The sequence below is a fragment of the Peribacillus sp. NPDC096622 genome, from assembly GCF_044762665.1.
GTDB lineage: Bacteria > Bacillota > Bacilli > Bacillales > DSM-1321 > Peribacillus > Peribacillus frigoritolerans_B.
In genome coordinates this window covers 113,522-136,771 of record NZ_JBIWES010000010.1, presented here as the reverse complement: position 1 = coordinate 136,771, position 23,250 = coordinate 113,522, and the positions used below count along the sequence as shown (strand labels likewise).

Below are 23,250 nucleotides of genomic sequence, written 5' to 3'. Positions count from 1 at the left end.
GTGAACATTTTGATGAATTTACTTTTTATGTTGCTTTATTTAATAATCATTGTTCTAGTTATTGAAATATCGGTCACCTTGATGAAATTGACAGGATTAAAAACCACAGTGGCAAGATTTCAGGTTATCTCCATGCTGACGGGTACTGGTTTTACAACTGACGAGTCAAAATCCATCATCGATCATCCCGTTCGAAGGAAAATAAGCATGTTCTTAATTTTATTTGGTGCTTTCTCGCTTGCTGTCATCATTTCATCGATCAGTACATTGCTTACAGATGATCTGCGCTTGATGGAGTTAAGCATCATTATTGGAATATTGCTGGTTTTAACCGTTTTAGTGAAAGCTCCATTCCTGAATAATAGAATATCGAATAAGTTGAAAAGTGAAATGTACAATCATTATGAACTATGGGAACATCCGATAGAAGAGGTCCTATTTTTAGAAGATGAAGACGTGGTCATGGAGATCGATATTTATGAGGACTCCGAATTCATCGAAGTCAAAGCCTTTGATGTCATATCACATGGAGCCGACATCAATATTTTATTTATTGAAAGCGGAGAAGTGAAAATCAGAAAAGAGCTATATGAGTATAAAATCAAATTAGGGGATAACCTCTTTTTATATGGAAATAAAAAAGAGATAGAAGAAACATTCTCAAAAGAAATCGAAGCGATGAAGAAGAAAAAAGTGCATCGGAGTGAAAAGAATCCCAGCCTATCTTAAGGCTGGGATCTTTTGAAGATTGTCTTCATTAATGTTTTTTATTCGGTAATTTCTGAGCGGGATTCCCATTGCCTTGACGGCGCATATTGCCTTCTTCCTTTTTTTGCTGCTCTTGAATGCTTTCAACAAACTCCTTTGAACTTTTCATGGAATGTACCTCCTCTGTTAATTTCTTTTTTACTATAACCAGAAGAGGTGGAATTCATGAGTATGTAAGGGATCTGACTATATGGAGAGGTGGTAATATATGGACTCAAGGTGGTAACTTTGCTCCACAAGTGAGTTGATAAGAATGTGGGTCAATCGTTTTAAATAGCGCCATCTAATGTTAGAATACATCACATTAGAATATTTTGAATATTGACAAAAATAGGGTCGGTATCTATAATAATCAATAATAATATCCATGAATAAACGTTTATTGGGGTTTTGCCTATGGAACGGACAATGACTGTCCGAGATTTATGTGAGTTGCATACTCATTTACTGGACCGTGATATTCAAATTCTTGAAAACCTATCAATGAATTTATCGTTGATAGCCGATTTGAATAAAGCGAATGTGTTTATTGATTGTCCGGTGCGTGAAGGGAGGCATGCCATTGTCGTCGCAGAGGCATGCGGACATTCCGTGAAATCGGTTTACATTCATCCGGTTGTCGGGAAATTTGCCTATGAGGCTTTTGAACCGGCCGTATTTTATGTATTGCGCACTGGAAAGGACATGTTCGTGAATCGGGCATTGACTCAAGAGGGAGCGATGGTCCAGCAAAGTGTCGTTCCAATCAAGGGGGAATGCAATCGGGTCATCGCCGTTTTGATCATGGAAAAGGTGATTCATGAAGAACCCGAATCTTTAAATCAGTTTGATAGGCAAGATCAACAAAATTCCTTAGTTCCTGAATTTATCGAGGAGTCCATTTTCCTGATTAATAACCAAAACAGACTTGTTTATACGAATCCTGCCGCCATTAATTTAGTATCGGAAATCTGTTTGACGGACTGTGTTTTAGGTGAATCGATTTTCGATTATTTTCCTGGCTTTGCCGATGTTCTTGTTTCAAAAGAGGACATTTTAATGAAGGAAATGAACATTGGTAAAAAGATTATCCAAATAAAGAAATTCCATTTGGGCAACAAGAATTCCAATGAAACGTTCATCATAATCCGGGACCTGACTGAACTGCGGGATAAAGAGAGGGAGTTGATCAGCAAGTCAGTAGCCATTCGAGAAATTCATCATAGGGTGAAGAATAATTTGCAGACAGTGGCCAGTTTACTTCGGCTGCAAATGAGGCTAGGAGCCCCTGAAGAAAGCAAGCCCCATTTATTGGTCAGTTTGAACAGGGTGTTAAGCATATCGTCGGTTTATGAAATCATTTTGGCAAGCAGTCAGGTCGATCATGTGGATCTGTTGGAGCTTATTGAAAAAATAGGCGATATGATTGTTCATACGGAGGATCAAGCGCGTCAATGCCTAAGCATTGAATATAGTGGTGAACTTCATTCGATTGATTCCGATATTGGCATTTCTGTCGCGCTGGTGGTGAATGAGCTCATTCATAATTGTGTGAAACATGCTTTCAAGGAAGGGGCGGAAGGTAAGATTACCGTATGCTTGCAAAAGGATGGTCCTGAATTGGAAATTCAAGTAAGAGATGATGGCATTGGATATTCACCTGCAATGAAACCTTCTTTGGGGCTGGATATCATCCGCATGACGGTGGAAAATGATTTGGATGGGGAGTTTTCGATTCAGCGGATTAAAGAAGGTACCCTGGCTTCTGTAAGATTTCCATACAAGAGGTAGGTGGGAGAAGTGGTCAAGAGGATTTTGGTCGTGGAGGATGAATCGATTGTTCTGCTTGATATAACGATCATGCTCAAGGATGCAGGCTTCGATGTGGTTGGACATGCCCGTAATGGCGAGAAGGCGATTGAATTGGCACATGCACTACAGCCGGATCTCGTTTTGATGGATATCAAAATGCCGAAAATGAATGGGCTTAAGGCTAGCGATGTGATATCCAATACCTTTCAGATTCCGGTCCTGCTTTTAACTGCCTTCAGCCAGCGTGAATATATCGACGAGGCGAAGCGAGCGAATATCGTCGGATATCTTGTAAAGCCAATTACGGAGGCGAATTTGATTCCTGCAGTGGAGATAGCCTTGCTGCAAGCAGCCAATACAAAGAAGTATCAGGAACGAAATGCTCAATTGGATGAAACGCTCACAAATCGCAAAGTCATTGAAAAGGCAAAAGGAATCATCATGAAAAGGAAGAATGTAACAGAAGAAATCGCTTACAATAAGCTAAGAAGGCTTAGTATGGATAAACAGCTTTCCATGGAGACGGTGGCGCGTCGAATCATTGCAAATGATCAAAAACAAGTAAATAGATGAAGCAATGGCGCTTTGATGGACCAAATTGGTTACAGGCATGCATTTCTGCCGAAAAACCTAAGTTTGGGCTATAAGAGGCGTCTTTTTTATACCCTTTTTTAAAAGTCGATAGGCCAAATCAAATCGGAATTCAGGGGGAATATGTATGGAGATGGTAGGTAAATTCGTTATTTATATCATTATGGTGTGTGCCGTTATTGGTGCAATTGCATCGATTAAAGACAGTGAGCAAGGCTTGGGGAAACAGTTCATGGAAGGTTTGCATACCGTTGGCCATATATTTATCCCGGCAGCTGGGATCATGGCCTCGATCCCTTATTTATCTTGGTTCATCAATACAGTATGCGGTCCGGTTTTCGCTGCGATCGGTGCAGATCCCGCCCTCGCCGCAACGACGATTTTGGCGACGGATATGGGGGGGTACCAATTAGCGGCCGAGCTGAAGGAATCATATGAAGGCTGGATCATGGCGATGATTGTCGGCTTTATGTCCGGGGCAACGATTGTATTCTCGATTCCAATGGGGCTTGCGATGCTGGAGAAGCGTGATCATAAATACATGGCACTTGGCGTCATGTCAGGAATCCTGACGATTCCGATTGGCGCTTTCATCTCTAGCGTGCTGGTGGTGGCAACGAATTCGAAAATCCGCGAAGTGATTTCCACGAATGCGGATTCTACATACGAATTCGCGTTGAGCTATTTGAAAATTGCCCTGAATCTTTCCCCTCTTCTTATTTTTGTGGTCTTGCTCGCGTTAGGTCTTTATTTCCTGCCGGATTTGATGATCAAAGGTTTCATGTGGTTTGGAAAAATATTGGATGCCGCGATTAAACTTGTACTTGTGTTTTCAATCGTTGAAATTTTCACCGGATTATTTTCCAATGTCTTTGGTGCTTGGGGCTTCCATCCGATCATGGCCGATAGTGCAGACCAGTTCCGTGCCCTGGAAACGGCAGGATATATCGGGATCATGCTGGCAGGTGCATTTCCAATGATTTACCTGATTCAAAAATATGCTGGCAAGCCATTGGAAGCGATGGGCGGGAAAATCGGTTTGAGCAAAGCTGGGAGTGCAGGGATATTAGCCACGGTAGCCAATATATTAGCAATGTTCAAGCTTGTTAAAGATATGCCGCCGAAGGATAAGGTCATAAACATTTCCTTCGCTGTGTGTGCGGCCTTCCTATTGGGCGATCATTTATCATTCACAGCCAACTTTCAGCCCTCCTTAATATTACCGATCATTGTCGGGAAGCTATCTGCCGGAGCGATTGGAATCGGTCTTGCTTACTGGCTGTCGGTTCCGAAAGCTCTGGAATTAGAAGAAAAGGATCGTGCAGCAGGAGTTATCGGCATAAATGAATATAAAACGAAAAATGAGGATGAAAACAGCAATGAAATCCAAGTGGTGTAAAACTGGGGTGTGATTTTAATGAATGAACAGGTGGAACGAATCATCAGTGCAGGAATTGATATTGGCACAAGTACGACGAAACTTGTTATCAGCGAGCTTTCGCTTAGGAATGTGGCGGGCGGCGGACAGGTGCCAAAAATCGAAATTACCGATAAGGAAATTCTGTATCGAAGTCCCATTTTCAGGACCCCGCTTTTATCCGAGACGATAATTGATATACCTGCTGTTCAGAGAATGGTGGAAAGTGAATACCAAAATGCAGGAATCACGATCGATCATATACAAACAGGGGCTGTCATCATCACTGGGGAAACGGCAACCAAACAAAATGCAGAAGAAATGGTATACCGGCTATCTAAAGCGGCGGGTGAATTCCTTGTAGCGGCAGCCGGCCCGGATTTGGAGGGAATCATTGCCGCCAAGGGATCCGGCGCCTATCAACATTCCATCAAGACAAGAAAGACTGTAGCGAACATAGACATTGGCGGGGGGACGGCGAATATTGCCGTATACCGTTCTGGTATGCTTTGCGGAACTTGCACACTGCATATAGGAGGCCGTTTGGTGGAGTGGGAGGGAGCGAAGGTGAAGGTTGCTCCTTCAATAGGAAAATGGCTGAAATCAAAAGGGCACTTTCCTATGAATGGTGATGGGGCAATCATCGCAAATGAAATGGCGAAGGTGCTTTCGAGGTTTTTGGCTGGTTCCTTCACAAAAGAAGATGAACTTCTATTAGTTGGAAAGGAGCCATCTTGGACAGAACGAATAGAAGTGTTGATGTTCTCGGGCGGTGTCAGTGATTGCATCTATCATGAAGAAAGGGAGGACAAAAGCTTCCGGGATATCGGGATGATGCTTGCCGCCTCTATAAAGGAAAATGAAGGATTGGCCGCATGGGAGTGGGAACAGCCTGTTGAAACGGTTCGGGCGACTGTACTTGGAGCAGGCGCACATACAACTGAAATCAGCGGAGCAACCATCGAGGTGAATGATTCTCATCTGCCAGTTCGCAATATCCCGGTCTATCGGGTCGATTTTCACGGTGTGCTTGATGATGTAACTGCGAGAATGGCACAAGCAGTTCAGGATGCGATCACAGTATACGACGCCTTGCAGGAGGGGCTGAATTTTGCCTTTTATTTAACGAATTTACCTTATCAATCATTTCGGGACATTCATCGGCTCGCAGTCGCTTTTATCGAGGCACTGAAGCAAAAGCCGAATCGGCAGCAGCCTCTGATCATTGTGATGGATAGTGATTATGGGAAGGCACTTGGTCAAACCATTCTAGCGAACCAACCGGATCTGCCGGTCATCTGCATTGATCAGACAGAAGTGGAACATGGTGATTATTTAGATATAGGAAGGCTGCTGCGGACAGGGGTCGTTCCGGTTGTAGTAAAAACGCTAACCTTTCACAGTTAGGAAAAGGAGGATTATACGATGAAATTATCCACTCAATACTTTGGGGAAATCCATCAATTCAAATCGTTGAAAGAAGTCCTGGCCAAAGCGAATGAAGAGAAATCAGGAGATAGGCTTGCGGGAATTGCGGCAGATTCCGTTCAAGAACGGATTGCGGCGAAAGCGGTCCTTAGCGAATTGACTTTGGCGGACATTAGGAACTATCCCCTGCTCTCCCCGGAAGAGGATGAGGTGTCGCGGATCATAGATGGTCTTATCAATGGAACCATTTATCAATCTGTGAAGAATTGGAGCGTTGCCGAGCTGCGTGAATATATTTTGAGTGACGAAACGACCGGTGAGGATTTAAAGCGATTAAGCAGGGGATTGAATAGTGAAATGATTGCAGCTGCAGCCAAGTTGATGTCAAACCTCGACCTTATCCATGCAGCCAATAAAATCGAAGTGCTCACCAAGAATAATAGCACGATCGGATACAAAGGAACGCTTGCTTCGCGCCTTCAGCCTAACCACCCGACAGACAATGTGGATGGCATGCTGGCTTCTTTAAAAGAAGGCCTCTCCTATGGAATCGGGGATGCACTCATTGGAATCAACCCTGTCGATGATTCGGTCGATAGCGTGAAGCGGCTGCTTCATGCGACACAGGATGTCATCCAGAAATGGAAAATCCCGACCCAGAATTGTGTGCTTGCGCATGTGACGACGCAAATGAAGGCCGTACAGGAGGGGGCGCCTGCTGATATGATCTTTCAAAGCATAGCCGGAACGGAAACGGCCAATCGGTCTTTTGGAATTAACGTGCAATTGCTCGAAGAAGCTAATGAGATCGCGAAGGCCTATGGCACCGGCACAGGCCCGCAGCATCTTTATTTTGAAACGGGGCAAGGCTCCGAATTATCGGCCGAAGCGCATTTCGGAATCGATCAGGTGACGCTTGAAGCCAGGAACTATGGATTTGCCCGTTATTTTGATCCGTACATTGTCAATACGGTCGTCGGATTCATCGGACCTGAATATCTATATAACAGCAAGCAGGTCATCCGGGCCGGGTTAGAAGATCATTTCATGGGAAAAATGCATGGACTGCCGATGGGAGTGGATATTTGCTATACGAATCATATGAAGGCGGATCAAAATGATATCGAGGACTTGGGTGTACTTTTAACGGCGGCTGGTGTGAATTTCATCATCGCAACTCCGATGGGTGATGACTGCATGTTAAACTATCAGTCTTTGAGTTACCACGATATAGCGACTTTGAGGCAAACGATGGATAAGCGGCCTGCCCCATTATATGAAGCTTGGCTGGAGAAGATGGGGATCATGGAGAACGGAAAATTAACGAAGAGTGCCGGTGATCCAACTATATTTAACCGTTAGGAGTGGATGATATGGGAATGAACAATAAGGAAGATTTGGATGCCTTGATAGCGAAAACCCCTGCGCGGATAGGGGTAGGCAGGTCAGGGACACGGCCAAAAACGGATTCTTGGCTGAAATTCCGTTTTGACCATGCGGCGGCCGTCGATGCTGTATATGGTGAAGTCAGTGATATTCTTTTGAAGCGCTTAGATTTATTCAAGGTGAAAACGAAGGCCGATGATAAGGAAATCTATTTACGGCGCCCGGATTATGGCAGGAAGCTTTCGGATGAAGCAAAGAGGGTGATAGAAGCCAAATGCATAAAGGCCCCAACGGTTCAAATCATCATTTCCGATGGCTTAAGTGCCAAGGCGATCGAAGAAAATGTGGAGGACGTCTATTTATCTTTCAAACAATCTTTGGCAGTGGCATGTCTTGATACGGGTACACCTTTTTATATTGAAAAGGGCCGGGTTGCCGTGATGGATGATATCGGTGAAATCCTTGGACCTGAGGTCATTGTCCTGTTGATCGGTGAACGGCCTGGTCTGGTCAGTGCTGAATCATTGAGCGCTTACATTTGTTATAAACCACGTTTGGGCACCATTGAAGCAGAGAGGATGGTCATTTCCAACATCCATAAAGGAGGGATCCCCCCTGTTGAAGCTGGAGCGCATCTTGGCACGGTCATACAAAAGATACTCAAATACAAAGCAAGCGGCATGTCCCTCGTGAAGAAGGAACATGAAGAAGAAAAGCGTGAAAAACTCGGTTGAAACCCTTTTGTCTAAAAAGAGGTTTCGGAATGGCTCATTCCAGACGATGATTGAGGCTAGGTCGTTGATTAGGCGCTCGCTTCCCGCGGGCGGTCCGGAACGGTCTCACCTTGAACCTGATTTTAATACAAGACTATCTTTGATGTTTTTTTACTGCAATCCTTATTGGATTGAAGAAAGTTGCGACACTCCTGCCGAATAACTGGCTAGCCGAGACCCACAGACGCTTGCTTTGATGAGGCTTGGCAGACAGTCGGCGGAAAGGGAGCGGATTTCTGAAATCAACTGGAACGTCTTTTAAATAAAGGCTGTTTTCACATACTTTGTTGCTATTTACCAAGTAGTGCGGTGTGGTTGATTTCCCCTCCAGTTGCTCGCTTTCCGCGGGGCGGGCGGTGAGCCTCCTCGGCGTAAACGTCTGTGGGGTCTCACCTGTCCCGCTGCTCCCGCAGGAGTCTCACACTTCCGCTCCAATCAACCTTAAATAGTTTCGTTTTAAAAACAACAATCTTTACGAAAAGAGCCTAAATAAAAAACTGCAGGCAAAACTCGATTTTTTTCGAATTTGCCTGCAGTCTGGGGGGAGCGGATCGCTCCTCTATTTACTTGTCCCTAAATTCCATAATCCAAACGGGTTGTAGAAGGGATGGCCTTCTTCATATCTAAAGTCTTGAAGGCCCGTCAATATAAAGTCGGGTGCATTTTGTTGAATGCTAAAGGTTTCGCCATTCTTAAAGAGAGGCCGTTCACCTACATGGTAATAATTAAATGTGTTAAGCAGAGCAGCTGCCTCTTTCGGACTCATTGTGTTAAGTGTCACGGCATCCGGAAGACCAAAGGCTTTCATTCCGAAAGAACAATAATAGTCTTCCTCTCCGATGATCGTGACAAAATGGGCATATACCGAGAGAATATCCGGGCTATGATGAAGATGCTGCCAATCTTCCTTTGAATGGGCAATTCCAGCCGTTTCTATTTTCACTGCCATTCCGCCTGCCTTGAGGATCGCTGCCCCGGCATCGATCAAATCGATAACAGTTCCGGTATCGGATACATCGGCTATTATATAAACGGTAAGGGTATGGCCATTGATTTCCTCTAATGCATTCTCTGAAAAGGCGTCTTTACTGGCGTAAGAAAAGCTCTCTTTTAAAGTGGGTTCATAATCATGGATCTCCGCCTGAAACGTAATGTTCTTATCACTGTTATGAAAAACATTCCCGGCTAACAGATACCCTTCGCTTCGGGAAGCGACCGTTTGAATCAATTCTGTCCGGTCCTTCCATTTACCGGGTATCCCGATGATGATTTGGTTGTCCTTCATGGATCAACTCTCCTTTCCGATCACTTCATACTATACCACTACTGATGTTTTCCATAGTATTTCATGTAAAATAGCGCAAAGCACCGATAAATGCCAGTGAGGGATGTGCAGGACTTTTTCAAAATTATACAATTGATGTATAATATAATCTAGTAATCGTATAGCCTATCTTCAAAGGAATTCCCCTTGTGGGTTTTCTCATAGGGCCGTATCTTAATAATCTATTCGTATATATCAATGATGAAAGAGAGTGGAATATAATGGGTCGTAAGTGGAATAACATTAAAGAAAAAAAAGCGTCAAAAGATGCTAATACTAGTCGGATTTATGCTAAGTTCGGACGGGAAATATATGTAGTGGCAAAACAAGGTGAACCAGATCCAGAATCCAATCAGGCATTAAGGGTCGTACTTGAGCGTGCAAAAACGTACAATGTTCCAAGAGCGATCATTGACCGTGCGATTGAAAAAGCCAAAGGCGGTTCGGAAGAAAACTATGACGAACTTCGTTATGAAGGATTCGGTCCAAATGGTTCAATGGTCATCGTGGATGCATTGACAAACAACGTGAACCGGACGGCATCTGATGTACGTGCAGCATTTGGGAAGAATGGCGGGAATATGGGTGTCAGCGGATCTGTTGCTTATATGTTCGATGCAACGGCTGTCATCGGGATTGAAGGTAAAACGGCTGATGATGTTCTTGAACTGTTAATGGAAGCGGATGTTGATGTACGTGACATCATTGAAGAAGAAGAAAGTGTCATAGTTTATGCCGAGCCTGAACAATTCCATGCTGTACAACAAGCATTCAAGGATGCAGGTATCAGTGATTTTACAGTGGCGGAGCTGACGATGCTTGCACAAAATGACCTAACCCTTCCGGAGGATGCACAAGCACAATTCGAAAAAATGATTGATGCATTGGAAGATTTGGAAGATGTTCAACAAGTTTATCATAATGTAGATCTTGGTGAATGAGAAAATGAGCAGACCTTTGCTATAAGATCAAAGGCCTGCTTATTTTATTTGAATGAAAAGAGCCTGTTCCGAATCACGAAACAGGCTCTTTCCTTTTGATTATTCACTTATGGTGATTCCGGAAAGTTCACGGTCTTTCTTTACCTTTTCCAATTCCGAAATGGTGACCAGTTGATAACCTTGGTCATGCAGTTGTTTGATGATTTTTCCTGCAGCCTGGGCGCTAGTTTGATAGATATCATGCATTAATATGATTCTGCCATCCTTGGCTTTGCCCATCACTTTGTTTACGATTTTCTTTTCATTGCGCTCTTTCCAATCTTCGGGATCGACATCCCAAAGTGCGACTTTCATGTCCTCCATGTATTCCCGCACATTATTGTTAATCGCTCCATATGGGGGACGGACGAGATTTGGCTCAATACCTGTAGCTTTTTCTACAGCGTCTTGGGTCTTTTCGATTTGATCTTCGATTTTGTTCTTGCTTAAGCGCGTCAGTTGCGGATGATCCCATGAATGGTTGCCGATCTCATTTCCTTGCTGCAGCATTTTTTGCAGTACTTCCGGATAGTGCTGTACGCGGCTTCCAAGTACGAAAAACGTCGCGTGTCCGTCATGCTTTTCCAGGTCTTCAAGAATGGACATGGTATGACTTGGATGCGGCCCGTCATCGAACGTCAAGGCAATGACCTTTTTTGAAGGGTCGATCCAATCATTTTTCACGGGCAGTTTGGCGACGATATGTTTCGGCTGCCGCTCCTTTACACGATCCTCATTCAAATCTTGACTTTGATATGAATCTAGCAAACTATCTTTAAAAAGATCCTTCTTGATGGCTATTGTATGGGTCTTAGTTGAATCATCAGTCTTAACGTAGAATACGAGCGTATTTTTAAAGACTGAAAAAGAATTGAAGTTGGCTGCCTTCAGTTTGTTTTCCTTTTTAATGAGACTGTTTGAAATGCCTTCTTCTTCCTTCTGCGTTAACTCTTCAAAAACGATACCGGATAAAACGGATAAATAATCAGTATCCGTGGCAAAGATGTCTTCTATAGAGAGTTTTTGCTGAGATGGAATATCATAAGTGAAGATCTGGGTTCCAGACTGCTTCTTTCCTTCCACTTGCTCATATTTATCGAAGGAAATCGTAATGGTCTGTTTGCTGAAATGGAGGATCGTATAGGTGAGGTTAAGCTCGGAAGCTTTTCCTTCGGAAGCTTTCCATTTCTTTTCATAATTCTTAATTTCTTTCTTTATGTATGCATCTAGCTGCTTGTCGATATTTTCTAAATGCAGAACGGGCCTGCTGGCTGAATACCCGCCTTTCGTATTATCTTTCACATACGTTTGAATATCGGCTTCTGGGTAATCTTTATCAGTTGTATAGGCCGAAACGGTTCTCTTCTTATCAAAAGCAAGGCTTTTGATGGCTAACCCCATCGTTCCCACGGCAGCTGTTAGACAAAATAGAAAAATAAAGACTTTTTTATAATTTAATTTCCTCATGATGCACTCCACCTCGATAATCATTCTACTATATAGACGCGCCAAAAGCCTTAAAAGTTTGTTAAAAATTTCATTTTTTTATATTTATATATTTCCTTGTTCATTTTCAAACTTTTATGGCTGCAGCAACGTCTATTCTTTGTACCTAGGATACGTAATTTAAATGTAAGGAGCTCTATCATGCAATGAAAAATCTAGATATGAATCAATTAATCGCGGCCCGGATAACCGAACGGCAAGAGAATTTGTACAGACTTGCTTTTTACTATGTCAAAAACCAGGAGGATGCCCTAGATATCGTGCAGGAATCAATCAGGAAAGCGCTAGCCTCCAGCAGCAAAATCAAAGACGCCGCTTCTATAGATAGTTGGTTATATAAGATCATCGTCCGAACGGCACTGGATGTTTTGCGGAAGAAAAAGAAACTGACCGTCGCCGATGACGAAACAATAGAATACTTACGCAGCGGTGAGGAAGATCACTATCCTGACCTGGATTTGCAAAAAGCACTGGAAGGACTTTCGGTCAAGTACAAAACGGTAGTCGTTCTCCGTTTCTTTGAGGACCTGAAGTTGGACGAGATAGCGGAAGTGCTGGAAGAGAACGTAAGCACGATTAAAACGAGATTATATAAAGCGCTGCAACTATTGCGGATCAACATGACTGAACGGGAGGAAACGAAAAGATGGAAAAAAAATTAAAAGGTCTGCGGGAAGAATATCTTAAAATACCGATACCAAAGGAATTGAATGATGTCGTTCAAGAAGCCTTGAATGAAAAGCCAAGGAAGAGGCCGAGGGTTGGCAGGAATATCCTCGTGTCAGCGGCTGCAGCGCTTCTGATTGTGACAGCTTCCGTAAACATCAGCCCGGCAGCGGCGAAAGCCATGAGTGATATTCCGATAGTCGAGAAGGTCATCAAAGTGATTACCTTCGTCGAATGGAAAGAAGAAGCGAATAATTCCTCGGCAGTAATCAAAACACCTGCTATATCCGGTCTCGAGAATAAACAGCTCGAAGATAGCTTGAATGATAAATACTTATCGGAAAGCAAGCAGCTTTATAAGGAATTCACGGACTCCATGGCAAAACTGAAGGAAGGGGAAAAGGGCTATATCTCGGTGGAAAGCGGATATGTGATATTGACGGATAATGAAACGATATTATCCGTACAGCGTTATACGGATACGATTTCTGCTTCCAGTTCTACAGAAAGTCAATTCGATACAGTCGACAAGAAAAACGAAGTGCTGTTAACGCTAAATAGTTTATTTAAAGATGATCGCTATCTTCAGGTGATCAGCGAGAACATCAAGGAACAGATGAAGCGGCAGATGGCTGAAGATCCGGAAAAGATATATTGGGTCGAAGATGATGATCTTACTGCTTTTAAAGGCATCGATGAAAACCAAAACTTTTATATAAACGAAGATGGCAAGCTAGTCATCGCGTTTAACAGCTATGAAGCTGCGCCGGGATATATGGGGGCCGTCGAGTTCGTCATCCCGACAAAGGTGCTGTCAGACCTTCTTGTTGGCGATCAATATATTCATTAAAACAGCCCTATTGTAATTCTTATGACGGGCGGAAGGTTTTTAAAACGGCACTATACCCATTAAAAAAGACGAACAACGTTACTTGATTACAGTAACCTTGGTTCGTCTCTTTTTTGTTCGAATTTCATCTGATCCAGTTCCAGCCTCATTTTTTCCGTTTCGATAAGGAAGTTTTCATGTTTAAGTTTTTCAAGTTCCAATTCAACTTGCAGCATCTTCTGTTTGGTCTTTGACTGTTTTTCGAAATGGCTTGTCAGTATGGCGATTATAGGGATGGAAAAAACCATCACGACGGTTACGATCCCTAACATTATGGTGCCTCCTCGTTTTTATATCTATTAAACGGGGAATATAACGGTTGTGGTGGGGTTATTTCAAAATTCACCATTTCCTATTCTCATTAATAAGTGCATGGCAACCAAGGTGATATCAAACGTAATACCATGGGAGAAGTTAGGGCAATATATCATTGATGGCCGCTTTCTATTAGATTATATGGACTGTTTTTTAGTGAGAGATCCGGACTTTTGCATGCGTGGTGGAAAGCCACTTCTATTTATTCTGAAGTTAATTATTTAAATATAATAAATATTTGTTTACAACAGAAAAAATAAAAGTTATTATACAATAATAAAAGGAGGGCTAGGTATGGCAACGATAAATAAACAGAAAATTGTGGATAGTGTACCTCAAAAAGGTTTTTTTGGAAACCCTAAAGGATTATTCACCCTTTTCTTTACTGAGTTCTGGGAGCGTTTCTCCTACTATGGCATGAGGGCCATTCTTGTTTACTATATGTATTACGAAGTTTCTAAAGGGGGACTAGGCCTTGATGAAACTACAGCCCTTTCCCTAGTATCCATCTACGGATCTTTAGTATATATGTCAGGAATAATTGGCGGATGGCTCGCCGATAGGATTTTTGGGACTTCAAAAGCCGTATTATACGGTGGTATCTTGATCATGCTCGGGCATATTGTCCTTGCTTTACCAGGCAATCTCTCCATGTTCTTTGTTTCCATGGTACTCATTGTTCTGGGTACTGGTTTATTAAAACCGAATGTTTCCAGCATTGTCGGGGAAATTTACGCAGAAAATGATGAACGCCGGGATTCCGGTTTCAGTATATTCTATATGGGTATCAACATGGGTGCATTCCTTTCACCACTCATTGTTGGTTCAGTCATGAACTACAGCTTTCACCTTGGGTTTGGCATAGCCGCAATTGGTATGTTGATTGGACTCATCGTCTTTGTTGCAACAAAGAAAAAGAACCTGGGCTTGGCTGGAACTTTTCCTGCTAACCCATTATCACAGAATGAAAAGAAAAAAGTATTCACTAAATTGGGGATAGCTGCACTTATCATAGCTGCCATCATCGGCATCACTGCTTCTGCAGGCATCTTAACGATTGAAACCTTTATTAATCTTGTAGGTATCCTAGGGATCGTTATTCCGACCCTTTATTTCATTTTCATGTATCGCAGTCCGAAAACAACTTCTGTTGAACGTTCACGCTTGCTTGCCTATATTCCTTTGTTTATAGCAGCTGTCATGTTCTGGGCGATTCAAGAGCAAGGTGCAACAATATTGGCAAACTATGCAGACAAAAGGACACAGTTGAATTTTGCCGGAATAGAAATAAACCCGGCATGGTTCCAATCTTTGAATCCTTTGTTCATCATTACCCTTGCACCGGTATTCGCATGGTTATGGATTAAACTAGGAAAGCGTCAGCCGACCATTCCTCAAAAATTCTCAATAGGTCTACTGTTCGCCGGTTTATCATTCCTGGTGATCCTGCTTCCCGTTTATTTCGGTGGATCAGACGCATTAGTCAATCCGCTATGGCTTGTACTTAGCTATTTCCTTGTAGTGCTTGGAGAACTTTGTTTATCTCCAGTTGGACTTTCAGCAACTACAAAATTGGCTCCGGCCGCATTCTCGGCACAAACGATGAGCCTGTGGTTCCTGGCAAGTGCAGCAGCACAAGCACTGAACGCACAAATCGTCAGGTTCTACACACCGCAAACCGAAATGGCTTATTTTGGAGTGATCGGTGTTGCTTCAATGGTCCTTGGACTGGCCCTGATGGCCTTATCACCAAAGATTCAAGGTTACATGAAAGGCATTCGCTAACAGTTAGCCAGCAAAAAAAGATGACCCCCGAATTAAAACGGGGTCATCTTTTTTGTTACTTATCCTTACATAGATCACTCGAATTACAGATATGATAAGCGAATATAAAAAAGAGCATCCTTTATAGGATTGCTCTTTCTTCCGGTTGTAAGAACCTTTTCCTTTTTTGTTTTTAATGATACGGGTGGAGGGATCAAACGCCCAACGCATGCGGCTATTGGTCATTTCACCAATGGTTTTCTTATTGGTTTTATTCGTAATAGTCATTGAATATATTCCTGCTTTCATAGTATTTGAACTGAATTTTAGCTTTGTACGCCTTTGTTTTTGCTCGCAATAATTGAAGCCACAATTGCAAAGGGCAGTAAAAGGAAAGCCAGTATTCCGTATCCAGCTCCTTCAAACCCTCTGATGTTCACAAAACCAATGTAAACCAAAATAATTGAAGTTATAAAGGTTAATATGCCTGGTAAAAGCCTAACAAATAAAGATAAATGTAATTTCCTAAGCCACCATGCTAAAAGTATTACTAGCATTCCAGGGACGCAAGCAACCAGGAGGGGGACTGCCAACATCATTTTGTAACCTCCTCTAATTCATTATGTAAATAATACCATAATAAGTGAATTTCCTTTTATATAATAGAATGAGAAAGACAGCCGATGGTGGTCATTTTCTTGGATGTGTGAGGGAGCAAAAAAAAGTCCAACATAAAGGTGAGGTAAATATTGTCGGATAGGGGTTCTATCTAAATTTTAATATCGATTCCTTGTTGGGGATGACCAATGGCTGCGCATAAAAAAGTCATTTAAACATAATTATATATAACGATAGGTGTTTTATGGGCAGGAGGGAAGGTATGGTGGGAAGGAAGTATAAGTATGAGCTACTATTGAGAAGCGCCAGGAAAGTCGGGTCCAAACCTAAAGGTATTGAAATGCCATCTTCACCAGTATGGAGTCCCAATCATATAAAATCAGCTAAGGATTGGATCGGCAGGAGCCCTATTCTGGAACCGTATATTAATACATATCTTGGACTTAAAAAATAACCCCGTGAGTCATCAGGGTTATTTTTAATTTACATTTGATAATACTTTTTTTACTGACGGACTATTCGGTGTCAACTTGTTCGAGTGATAAGTTGGAATAACGACCTCGTGAGGCTGTGACTTACCAACCTTACTTGCGGATTTAAATAGTTTGGATTTACTATATTTTCTTTTAGGTAAAGACATCGTTATCACCTCTTTCCTTTATTTTACTTAATTTCTTCCTCAGATTCAACATCTTCCTCTTCTTGAATAGCCAAGGATGTGTGATATCTTCGGTATAATTCATATGTTAATGAAGCTAGGCCTGATACTAAATGGCCGTCATATTCATCAAAAATGGTTCGATAGCTCTTTAGGACAATCACATACGTAATTAAGCATTCTTCCTCAGTCAGAAGATTTTCTTCGACGTTAATTGTATGGATCATAAAGTTTTTAAAGTGTATGTATCTATCATTCTCTTTATTGATAGGAAGCCCGATTCCTTTCACTTTTGCAGAGGGAAGAGATTTTTTAACAAGTTTAGGAGCTGAATAATTCTGTTTAAACTTGGTTTCCGTCACTATATCAAATTCAAAATGGGAGTCCCAATTATTTTTATAGTGATCTCTCATGTAAAAGAGCATTTCTTCAAGAAAGTCCTTATAGCTTGTATTATCCCTTTCAACTTCTAAAAACAATGATTTAAAATCCTCTTTTAACCAGTAAGAGAGGAGTCCGAATTTATCTTGTTGAATGGTCAAATTCCTAGCTACCTCGATGGCTTGAGATTCTCTTTCAACTTCGAGGGTCATGAATTTAAATCTTTTAACGCTCAATAGCGGGATTGGTATAAGTATAAAAAGGAATAGCAGGATTAAAAAGTAACCGACATGTTCAAAGATGATTTTTGCTTTTGGTGATTCCGCTAATGGTTTTAAAACCAGTGATGTAACGGTGGGATCCTTTTCAATGACTTTACTTTCCTTTACTTTTTCCCTTTTACTTGTTTGTTCCTGTTTCGACTCTTGAATATTACCGGCAGGTGCCTGAAAATAGCGAATAATTCCAGAGACGATTATTAGAATGAGCAGACTTATATAAGCAAAAGTATAAAAAGTCCTGATCCAGTCTTTTCTGGTAGGGGAATCATACGCTTTTTCTATGCCTGACAAAACGGTTCACCTCTTTCCTTTTACCCTGATTATAGCAGAAATACCCAAAAATATTAAAAATATCTAGGTTAATCTAATAGGTTTGTAAAATGAAAAAGAGGCTAATGATGATTTTAGCCGTGCAGACAATGGAAGATAATGAGCATATGTACTCCGTAATTCTAAAGTGCATTAGTGAAGAAAGGAAAGAACCGGGTGAGCCCTGCCCTTCCGGTTCTTTGTGTATCAGTTAGCTGCTGGAATCAATCCTTTGTGAACGGAGACTTCCTGAATGGCACGGTAGACGGTTTCGACCATGAAATCGAGTTCCTTTTCTGACATGGAAAGGATCGGCATCATCGTGATGACTGGACCAAGTTCCCGGATGATCAGGCCATTTTCCCGTGCTGTATGGATGATTTCGGAAACGACATTCTCTTGGAGTGTGAACGTTTCTTTTGTTTGGCGGTCTTTAACGATTTCCACTCCAATCATGAAGCCGCGCTGGCGGATATTGCCGACTATCGGAAGTTCGTATAGCGCTTGCAGTCTTTGTGATAGGTATTTTGATTTTTTCTGGATGTCTTCAATGAGATTGCGGCTTTCCATCAGCTCGATATTCTTCAGGGCCAGTGCACAGGCAAGCTGGTTTCCTGTATAGGTGTGACCGTGATAGAAGGTTTTATGTTCTTCCCGTTCCCCTAAGAAGGATTGAAAGATCTGCTCGTTCATGATCGTTGCGGCAAGTGGCATATATCCCCCAGTGATCCCTTTGCCCATACACATGATATCGGGGACGACGTCTTCCTGTTCGCAGGCAAACATTGTTCCGGTGCGACCGAACCCTACGGCCACCTCGTCACAAATCAAGAGGATATTGTACTTTTTGCATAATTGCTCGACCCCTTTCAAAAAGCCCTGGGGATGGGTTATGATGCCTGCCGCGCCCTGCACGAGCGGCTCGATGATCAATCCTGCAATTTCCTCTGATTGTTTCTGCAGTAACTTCTCCAGTTCCTTCAAGCAATGGTTTTTCACGGCTTCTTGATCTCCATACTCAGTCATGTGATAGGCATATGGTGAAGGGGCGGAAATCCGTTGAAATAAGAGTGGCTTAAAGATTCTATGGAATAGATCCATTCCGCCCACACTAACGGCTCCGACAGTATCGCCATGGTATGCTTCGTCAAGGGAGACGAATTTGTTTTTACTCTGATGCTTGACGGGATCGATATTCTGCCAATATTGATAAGCGACTTTAAGGGCGATTTCCACAGCAGCAGATCCCGTGTCGGAGTAAAAGACTTTCGATAAAGAACCAGGAGTGATCTCTGCCAGTTTTTTCGCCAGTAAGATCGATGGTACATTCGCAGATCCCAGCAGCGTCGAGTGCGCGACTTTATTCACTTGTTCAATTAGGGCGTCGTTTAATTCCGGCTCGTTATGCCCGTGCACATTCACCCATAATGAAGCATAGCCGTCGAGGTAGCGTTTGCCATCCGCATCAATCAGGTAGCTGCCTTCGCCGCGTTCGATGATCAGCGGTTTACTTTCCCGATACGTTTTCATTTGTGTGAACGGATGCCATACATATTCCTTATCCCATTGTTCTAAATCCTGACTGTTCATGCTTCGAACACCTCTTTCAGTTGTTGGATATATTCTTGATCACCAAGCAAATCAAGGATGCAGATCCTCAAGTCTTTTCTAACATCGGCCATTGTTGGAATGCAGGCGAGGCCAGTCAGCCCAGTCAGCTTTTCAATGGTTTCGATATTATCTTGATGAATTCGATCTTCTGGCCGGTAATGATTATACAAAATGGTTTTCACGTTTATATCATGGATTTGGGCATAAGAATGGGTCGTCACGACATCATGAATCGCCCCTAAACCGCTTGTGGATACGAAGAGGACAGGCATGCCGCAATCCCTTATGAAATCCGCCGTCATATAGAAACCTTCCGTCCGTTCAATAAGCGGCACAGCCAATCCGCCAGCTCCCTCGACCAATACGATGTCATACATTTCCTCAAGTTCATGGACCCTTTCCACGACTTTCTTCTCATCGATAAGACTGCCGGTTAATTTAATCGCCAAATGTGGGGAGGTTTCGGGTTCCAGTGTATAAAACCCTGATTCCTTTACACCGAGTTCCTGCTCAAACCAAGATATATCCGGGTATGTATTATTTTCCTCATTGATTCCAGTTTGAAATGGTTTGAATATCGTGACGCTTTTTCCCAATGTTTGAAGAGACAGATAGAGTGCACTCGTGACGATGGTCTTTCCAATATCCGTGCCAGTTCCGGTTATAAAGTAGGCTTGGCCCATGGATGATTCAGCTCCTTTATGTTTATATATCTTGCAATGCGCGGCCGTACTTGCTGAATGATGACAGCACATAGAATGCATAGCATTAAATCACCGGGTACAGGTAATAAGAAGCCGTAAAGAATCGTATGGCTGATGGAAAGCGGCGTTTCCACAATCCACTTCATCGCACCATACAGCCAGATGCAGCCGAAAAAGTAAACTGTCAGCAAAGTGGCGGCATTAGCAAAGAATATGGAACGAATCGTGGAGAGGGAAAACCGGTTGATCAGCCATCCATTTACATAGGCTCCCAGTATATATCCGAGCAAATAGCCGAAAGTGGGTTTGAATATATAGCCGAATCCCCCGCCTTCAGCAAACACAGGTACCCCGATAAGTCCGATTAAGACGTAGCATAACTGACTGAGCATCCCAAGCCTGGGCCCCAATAATGCGCCTGCCAAATAGACTGCCAGAATTTGCAGTGTGAATGGTATGTAAGGGATAGGTATCTTAATAAAGGCGCCAATGGCAGTTAACGCGGTAAAAAGGGCCACATAAGAAATCGTCCTTGTTTTCATATTTTTAACCCCCTTTTTGAAATGGCTCTGCAGAATTCCCACTATTAGTTTGCCTGATTCCTATTTTATATGTCAACTAATTTATAGTTTAGTTAACATATGAAGTGCCAGCTTCCTTACGATTTAAAGGACGAACCAGGAAAATATTGAAAAAAGACCATTGAATAATATTTTGTTTGTATGTTATTATTCTATCGATATGTTAACTTAATGTATTTTGGGTTAACAAATATTGTCGCTTCATTGATACTGCTAAATGTTAATTGCCCATTGAGGTTGATGGTGCATATACGACCGGTTGGTTGGAGGGGAAAGTGGATTGGTGATGGGGACACCCGCGGCTGGAGCAGCAGGTTGCAAGAAGCAGGTCTATTACTAGATATCATCCGTTTTATGTGCGGAGAACCGGAACGGGTTATGTTCTTTTTCAAGGAATGGCGATTCGGCACACAATAAAAGAAAAGAGGGATAGGTTTGGAAACATTGGTAAGGGATTGGAAGATGTTAGCGGAGAACGTTATCAAAGGATATAAAGTGACGGAGGAAGAGGCATTATCCATCGTACAAGCCCCAGACGAAGAGGTTTTGGAAATTCTGAATGCAGCCTATCTCATACGCAAGCATCATTATGGGAAAAAGGTTAAATTGAATATGATCATCAATACGAAATCAGGATTATGTCCCGAGGATTGCGGCTACTGCTCACAGTCGATCGTCTCGGAAGCCCCGATTGATAAATATGCTTGGCTGACTAAGGAAAAGATTGTCGAGGGAGCACAAGAATCAATTCGTCGCAAGGCGGGCACTTATTGCATCGTTGCTTCTGGCCGTCGTCCGACCAACAGGGAGATCGATCATGTCATTGAAGCGGTAAAAGAAATCCGCGAAACGACGGATCTTAAAATCTGCTGCTGTTTAGGTTTCCTAAATGAGGAACATGCCGGTAAACTAGCGGAAGCAGGCGTTCATCGCTATAACCACAACTTGAATACATCACAGGAAAACTACAGCAAAATTACATCGACACATACATATGAAGACCGGGTAGATACTGTCGAAGCTGTGAAAGAAGCCGGAATGTCCCCATGCTCTGGCGCCATTTTCGGTATGGGCGAATCTGAAGCGGAAGCGGTGGAAATCGCTCTATCCTTACGCAGCCTTGATGCAGATTCCATTCCTTGTAATTTTCTCAATGCAATTGACGGAACGCCGCTTGAGGGAACTTCCGAGTTGACCCCCACTAAATGCCTGAAATTGATTTCGATGATGAGATTCGTTAATCCGAGTAAAGAAATCCGTCTGGCCGGCGGTCGTGAGGTCAATCTCCGTTCCATGCAGCCCATGGCACTTTATGCAGCCAATTCCATCTTCGTCGGTGACTATTTAACGACAGCTGGTCAAGAACCCACAGCTGACTGGGGAATCATCGAAGACCTGGGATTTGAAATTGAAGAATGTGCTCTTTAATTGAAAAAGATGATTATTGAGGAAAACTAAAAAACACCCCTAGGGTGTTTTTTTCAGTTTGTCGACAAAGGTGAGTTCGTATTGGTCCCACCCCGAGCAATGATTATAAAAGAATACTAGGTTATCCATCATATTTTTTTACTGTAACCCTTAATGGATGGAAGAAATGAGCGACACCCCTGCCGAATAACTGGCTAGCCGAGACCCCGGAGCCGCTAACCGTCAAGGAGGCTTGGCAGACAGTCGGCGGAAAGGGAGCGGATTTCTGGAAGGAGGTATGTGTAATGATTTCCACTCCAGGCACTCGCTTTCCGCGGGCGGTCCGGGAGTCTCCTCGGCGCTCGCCTGCGGGGTCTCCCTTGGCCACGCTTTTCCCGCAGGAGTCTCGTACCTTACGTTCCAATCACTGGAACTTCCTTTTTAAGAAGTATTGTAGGGAAACTGGCGCTTCTTCTCAAATTCGACTACAGTCTGGCGGTTCCATCAATTTTCCGGCAAAAGGAGTTTCGAATTGATCTCGCCCCGAACCAAAATTTTGAAAGTAAACTAGATTATCCTTCATATTTTTTTACAGTAATCCTTAAAGGATGGAAGAAATGAGCGAGACTCCTGCCGAATAACTGGGTAGCCGAGACCCCACAGGCGCTTGCGCCGAGGAGGCTCGGCAGGCAGTCGGCGGAAAGGAAGCGGATTTCTGGAATCAACTGGAATGTAATTTCAAGAAAAAACTGTAGGCTCGGACACATCCGAAGCAAGTTTAAGATAGGGGATCCTTCATATTTTTTTACAGTAATCCTTAAAGGATGGAAGAAATTTGCGAGACTCCTGCCGAATAACTGGGTAGCCGAGACCCCACAGGCGCTTGCGCCGAGGAGGCTTGGCAGGCAGTCGGCAGAAAGGAAGCGGATTTCTGGAATCAACTGGAATGTAATTTCAAGGCTCGGACACATCCCGAAGCAAGTTTAAGATAGGGGATCCTTCATGTTTTTTTACAGTAATCCTTAAAGGATGGAAGAAATTTGCGAGACTCCTGCCGAATAACTGGGTAGCCGAGACCCCACAGGCGCTTGCGCCGAGGAGG

24 protein-coding genes and 1 pseudogene are annotated in these 23,250 nt (G+C 42.9%); 14 read left to right on the top strand and 11 right to left on the bottom strand.

Features of this window, described 5'->3' with window-relative positions:
* Positions 1 to 12 precede the first annotated feature (12 nt).
* On the top strand, positions 13 to 729 hold the full coding sequence (locus ACIQYG_RS18065; protein ID WP_402840715.1) for a hypothetical protein: 717 nt from the start codon (positions 13 to 15) through the stop codon (positions 727 to 729).
* 28 nt (positions 730 to 757) lie between these two features.
* Here ACIQYG_RS18065 and ACIQYG_RS18060 read toward each other — a convergent pair whose 3' ends face one another.
* The gene (locus ACIQYG_RS18060) at positions 758 to 877 is read right to left on the bottom strand and encodes a DUF4023 family protein (protein ID WP_048686276.1); all 120 of its coding nucleotides are present in this window, start codon (positions 875 to 877) and stop codon (positions 758 to 760) included.
* A gap of 287 nt (positions 878 to 1,164) precedes the next feature.
* On the opposite strand from ACIQYG_RS18060, the gene ACIQYG_RS18055 reads away from it, so the two are divergent.
* From ACIQYG_RS18055 to eutC, 6 genes and pseudogenes are all read left to right on the top strand, one after another.
* Entirely contained in the window at positions 1,165 to 2,538 is a 1,374-nt protein-coding gene (locus tag ACIQYG_RS18055) for a sensor histidine kinase (protein WP_402840580.1), read from the top strand.
* Positions 2,539 to 2,547: 9 nt separating this feature from the next.
* Entirely contained in the window at positions 2,548 to 3,132 is a 585-nt protein-coding gene (locus ACIQYG_RS18050) for an ANTAR domain-containing response regulator (protein WP_048686321.1), read from the top strand.
* A 145-nt stretch (positions 3,133 to 3,277) separates the two neighbouring features.
* Positions 3,278 to 4,549: an ethanolamine utilization protein EutH gene (eutH, locus tag ACIQYG_RS18045; protein WP_402840576.1), complete on the top strand. Its 1,272-nt coding sequence runs from the start codon at positions 3,278 to 3,280 to the stop codon at positions 4,547 to 4,549.
* Positions 4,550 to 4,567: 18 nt separating this feature from the next.
* Entirely contained in the window at positions 4,568 to 5,974 is a 1,407-nt protein-coding gene (locus tag ACIQYG_RS18040; protein WP_402840573.1) for an ethanolamine ammonia-lyase reactivating factor EutA, read from the top strand.
* Positions 5,975 to 5,992: 18 nt separating this feature from the next.
* Positions 5,993 to 7,357 carry an ethanolamine ammonia-lyase subunit EutB gene (locus tag ACIQYG_RS18035; RefSeq protein ID WP_402840570.1) on the top strand — a complete coding sequence of 455 codons (1,365 nt, stop codon included), beginning with the start codon at positions 5,993 to 5,995 and terminating at the stop codon, positions 7,355 to 7,357.
* Positions 7,358 to 7,389: 32 nt separating this feature from the next.
* Positions 7,390 to 8,115, top strand: a pseudogene (gene eutC, locus ACIQYG_RS18030) (ethanolamine ammonia-lyase subunit EutC); the annotation flags it as partial.
* A gap of 598 nt (positions 8,116 to 8,713) precedes the next feature.
* Here eutC and ACIQYG_RS18025 read toward each other — a convergent pair.
* Positions 8,714 to 9,439: a DUF4261 domain-containing protein gene (locus ACIQYG_RS18025; protein WP_402840567.1), complete on the bottom strand. Its 726-nt coding sequence runs from the start codon at positions 9,437 to 9,439 to the stop codon at positions 8,714 to 8,716.
* Positions 9,440 to 9,699: 260 nt separating this feature from the next.
* On the opposite strand from ACIQYG_RS18025, the gene ACIQYG_RS18020 reads away from it, so the two are divergent.
* Positions 9,700 to 10,419, top strand: coding sequence for a YebC/PmpR family DNA-binding transcriptional regulator (locus ACIQYG_RS18020; RefSeq protein WP_053536610.1), 720 nt, complete (start codon positions 9,700 to 9,702; stop codon positions 10,417 to 10,419).
* Between the two features lie 99 nt (positions 10,420 to 10,518).
* Here ACIQYG_RS18020 and ACIQYG_RS18015 read toward each other — a convergent pair whose 3' ends face one another.
* Positions 10,519 to 11,925 carry a polysaccharide deacetylase family protein gene (locus tag ACIQYG_RS18015; RefSeq protein ID WP_402840564.1) on the bottom strand — a complete coding sequence of 469 codons (1,407 nt, stop codon included), beginning with the start codon at positions 11,923 to 11,925 and terminating at the stop codon, positions 10,519 to 10,521.
* A 185-nt stretch (positions 11,926 to 12,110) separates the two neighbouring features.
* Here ACIQYG_RS18015 and ACIQYG_RS18010 point away from each other — a divergent pair, with 185 nt between their 5' ends.
* On the top strand, positions 12,111 to 12,626 hold the full coding sequence (locus ACIQYG_RS18010) for an RNA polymerase sigma factor SigV (protein ID WP_352926137.1): 516 nt from the start codon (positions 12,111 to 12,113) through the stop codon (positions 12,624 to 12,626).
* Positions 12,611 to 13,480: an anti-sigma-V factor RsiV gene (gene rsiV, locus ACIQYG_RS18005; protein ID WP_402840559.1), complete on the top strand. Its 870-nt coding sequence runs from the start codon at positions 12,611 to 12,613 to the stop codon at positions 13,478 to 13,480. The genes ACIQYG_RS18010 and rsiV overlap by 16 nt, the downstream gene beginning before the upstream one ends.
* Positions 13,481 to 13,566: 86 nt before the next feature.
* Here rsiV and ACIQYG_RS18000 read toward each other — a convergent pair whose 3' ends face one another.
* Positions 13,567 to 13,791 carry a hypothetical protein gene (locus tag ACIQYG_RS18000; protein ID WP_402840557.1) on the bottom strand — a complete coding sequence of 75 codons (225 nt, stop codon included), beginning with the start codon at positions 13,789 to 13,791 and terminating at the stop codon, positions 13,567 to 13,569.
* A 337-nt stretch (positions 13,792 to 14,128) separates the two neighbouring features.
* Between ACIQYG_RS18000 and ACIQYG_RS17995 the strand changes: the two genes are divergently transcribed.
* Positions 14,129 to 15,619, top strand: coding sequence for a peptide MFS transporter (locus ACIQYG_RS17995; protein ID WP_402840554.1), 1,491 nt, complete (start codon positions 14,129 to 14,131; stop codon positions 15,617 to 15,619).
* Between the two features lie 3 nt (positions 15,620 to 15,622).
* Here ACIQYG_RS17995 and ACIQYG_RS17990 read toward each other — a convergent pair whose 3' ends face one another.
* Positions 15,623 to 15,886, bottom strand: coding sequence for a hypothetical protein (locus tag ACIQYG_RS17990; RefSeq protein WP_402840552.1), 264 nt, complete (start codon positions 15,884 to 15,886; stop codon positions 15,623 to 15,625).
* A gap of 38 nt (positions 15,887 to 15,924) precedes the next feature.
* Positions 15,925 to 16,197, bottom strand: a complete 273-nt coding sequence (locus ACIQYG_RS17985; RefSeq protein WP_402840549.1) for a YesK family protein — start codon at positions 16,195 to 16,197, stop codon at positions 15,925 to 15,927.
* Positions 16,198 to 16,478: 281 nt separating this feature from the next.
* Here ACIQYG_RS17985 and ACIQYG_RS17980 point away from each other — a divergent pair, with 281 nt between their 5' ends.
* Positions 16,479 to 16,670, top strand: a complete 192-nt coding sequence (locus ACIQYG_RS17980) for a hypothetical protein (RefSeq protein WP_402840546.1) — start codon at positions 16,479 to 16,481, stop codon at positions 16,668 to 16,670.
* A 209-nt stretch (positions 16,671 to 16,879) separates the two neighbouring features.
* Here ACIQYG_RS17980 and ACIQYG_RS17975 read toward each other — a convergent pair whose 3' ends face one another.
* The 4 genes from ACIQYG_RS17975 to ACIQYG_RS17960 all read right to left on the bottom strand — a co-directional run bounded on the left by ACIQYG_RS17975 (position 16,880) and on the right by ACIQYG_RS17960 (position 20,702).
* Positions 16,880 to 17,827, bottom strand: a complete 948-nt coding sequence (locus ACIQYG_RS17975; RefSeq protein WP_402840543.1) for a hypothetical protein — start codon at positions 17,825 to 17,827, stop codon at positions 16,880 to 16,882.
* Positions 17,828 to 18,052: 225 nt separating this feature from the next.
* Entirely contained in the window at positions 18,053 to 19,435 is a 1,383-nt protein-coding gene (gene bioA, locus ACIQYG_RS17970) for an adenosylmethionine--8-amino-7-oxononanoate transaminase (protein ID WP_402840540.1), read from the bottom strand.
* The gene (gene bioD / locus ACIQYG_RS17965) at positions 19,432 to 20,139 is read right to left on the bottom strand and encodes a dethiobiotin synthase (RefSeq protein ID WP_402840537.1); all 708 of its coding nucleotides are present in this window, start codon (positions 20,137 to 20,139) and stop codon (positions 19,432 to 19,434) included. The genes bioA and bioD overlap by 4 nt, the downstream gene beginning before the upstream one ends.
* Positions 20,118 to 20,702 (bottom strand): biotin transporter BioY, encoded by a 585-nt coding sequence (locus tag ACIQYG_RS17960; protein ID WP_402840534.1) that lies wholly within the window; start codon positions 20,700 to 20,702, stop codon positions 20,118 to 20,120. The genes bioD and ACIQYG_RS17960 overlap by 22 nt, the downstream gene beginning before the upstream one ends.
* 279 nt (positions 20,703 to 20,981) lie before the next feature.
* On the opposite strand from ACIQYG_RS17960, the gene ACIQYG_RS17955 reads away from it, so the two are divergent.
* Positions 20,982 to 21,158, top strand: a complete 177-nt coding sequence (locus tag ACIQYG_RS17955) for a hypothetical protein (protein WP_402840532.1) — start codon at positions 20,982 to 20,984, stop codon at positions 21,156 to 21,158.
* A 45-nt stretch (positions 21,159 to 21,203) separates the two neighbouring features.
* A complete protein-coding gene (gene bioB, locus ACIQYG_RS17950; protein ID WP_053537392.1) occupies positions 21,204 to 22,169 on the top strand; it encodes a biotin synthase BioB in 966 nt (321 codons plus the stop codon).
* Between the two features lie 121 nt (positions 22,170 to 22,290).
* Here the strand turns inward: bioB and ACIQYG_RS17945 are convergent, their stop codons facing one another.
* A complete protein-coding gene (locus ACIQYG_RS17945) occupies positions 22,291 to 22,536 on the bottom strand; it encodes a hypothetical protein (protein ID WP_402840529.1) in 246 nt (81 codons plus the stop codon).
* Between the last annotated feature and the right edge of the window lie 714 nt (positions 22,537 to 23,250).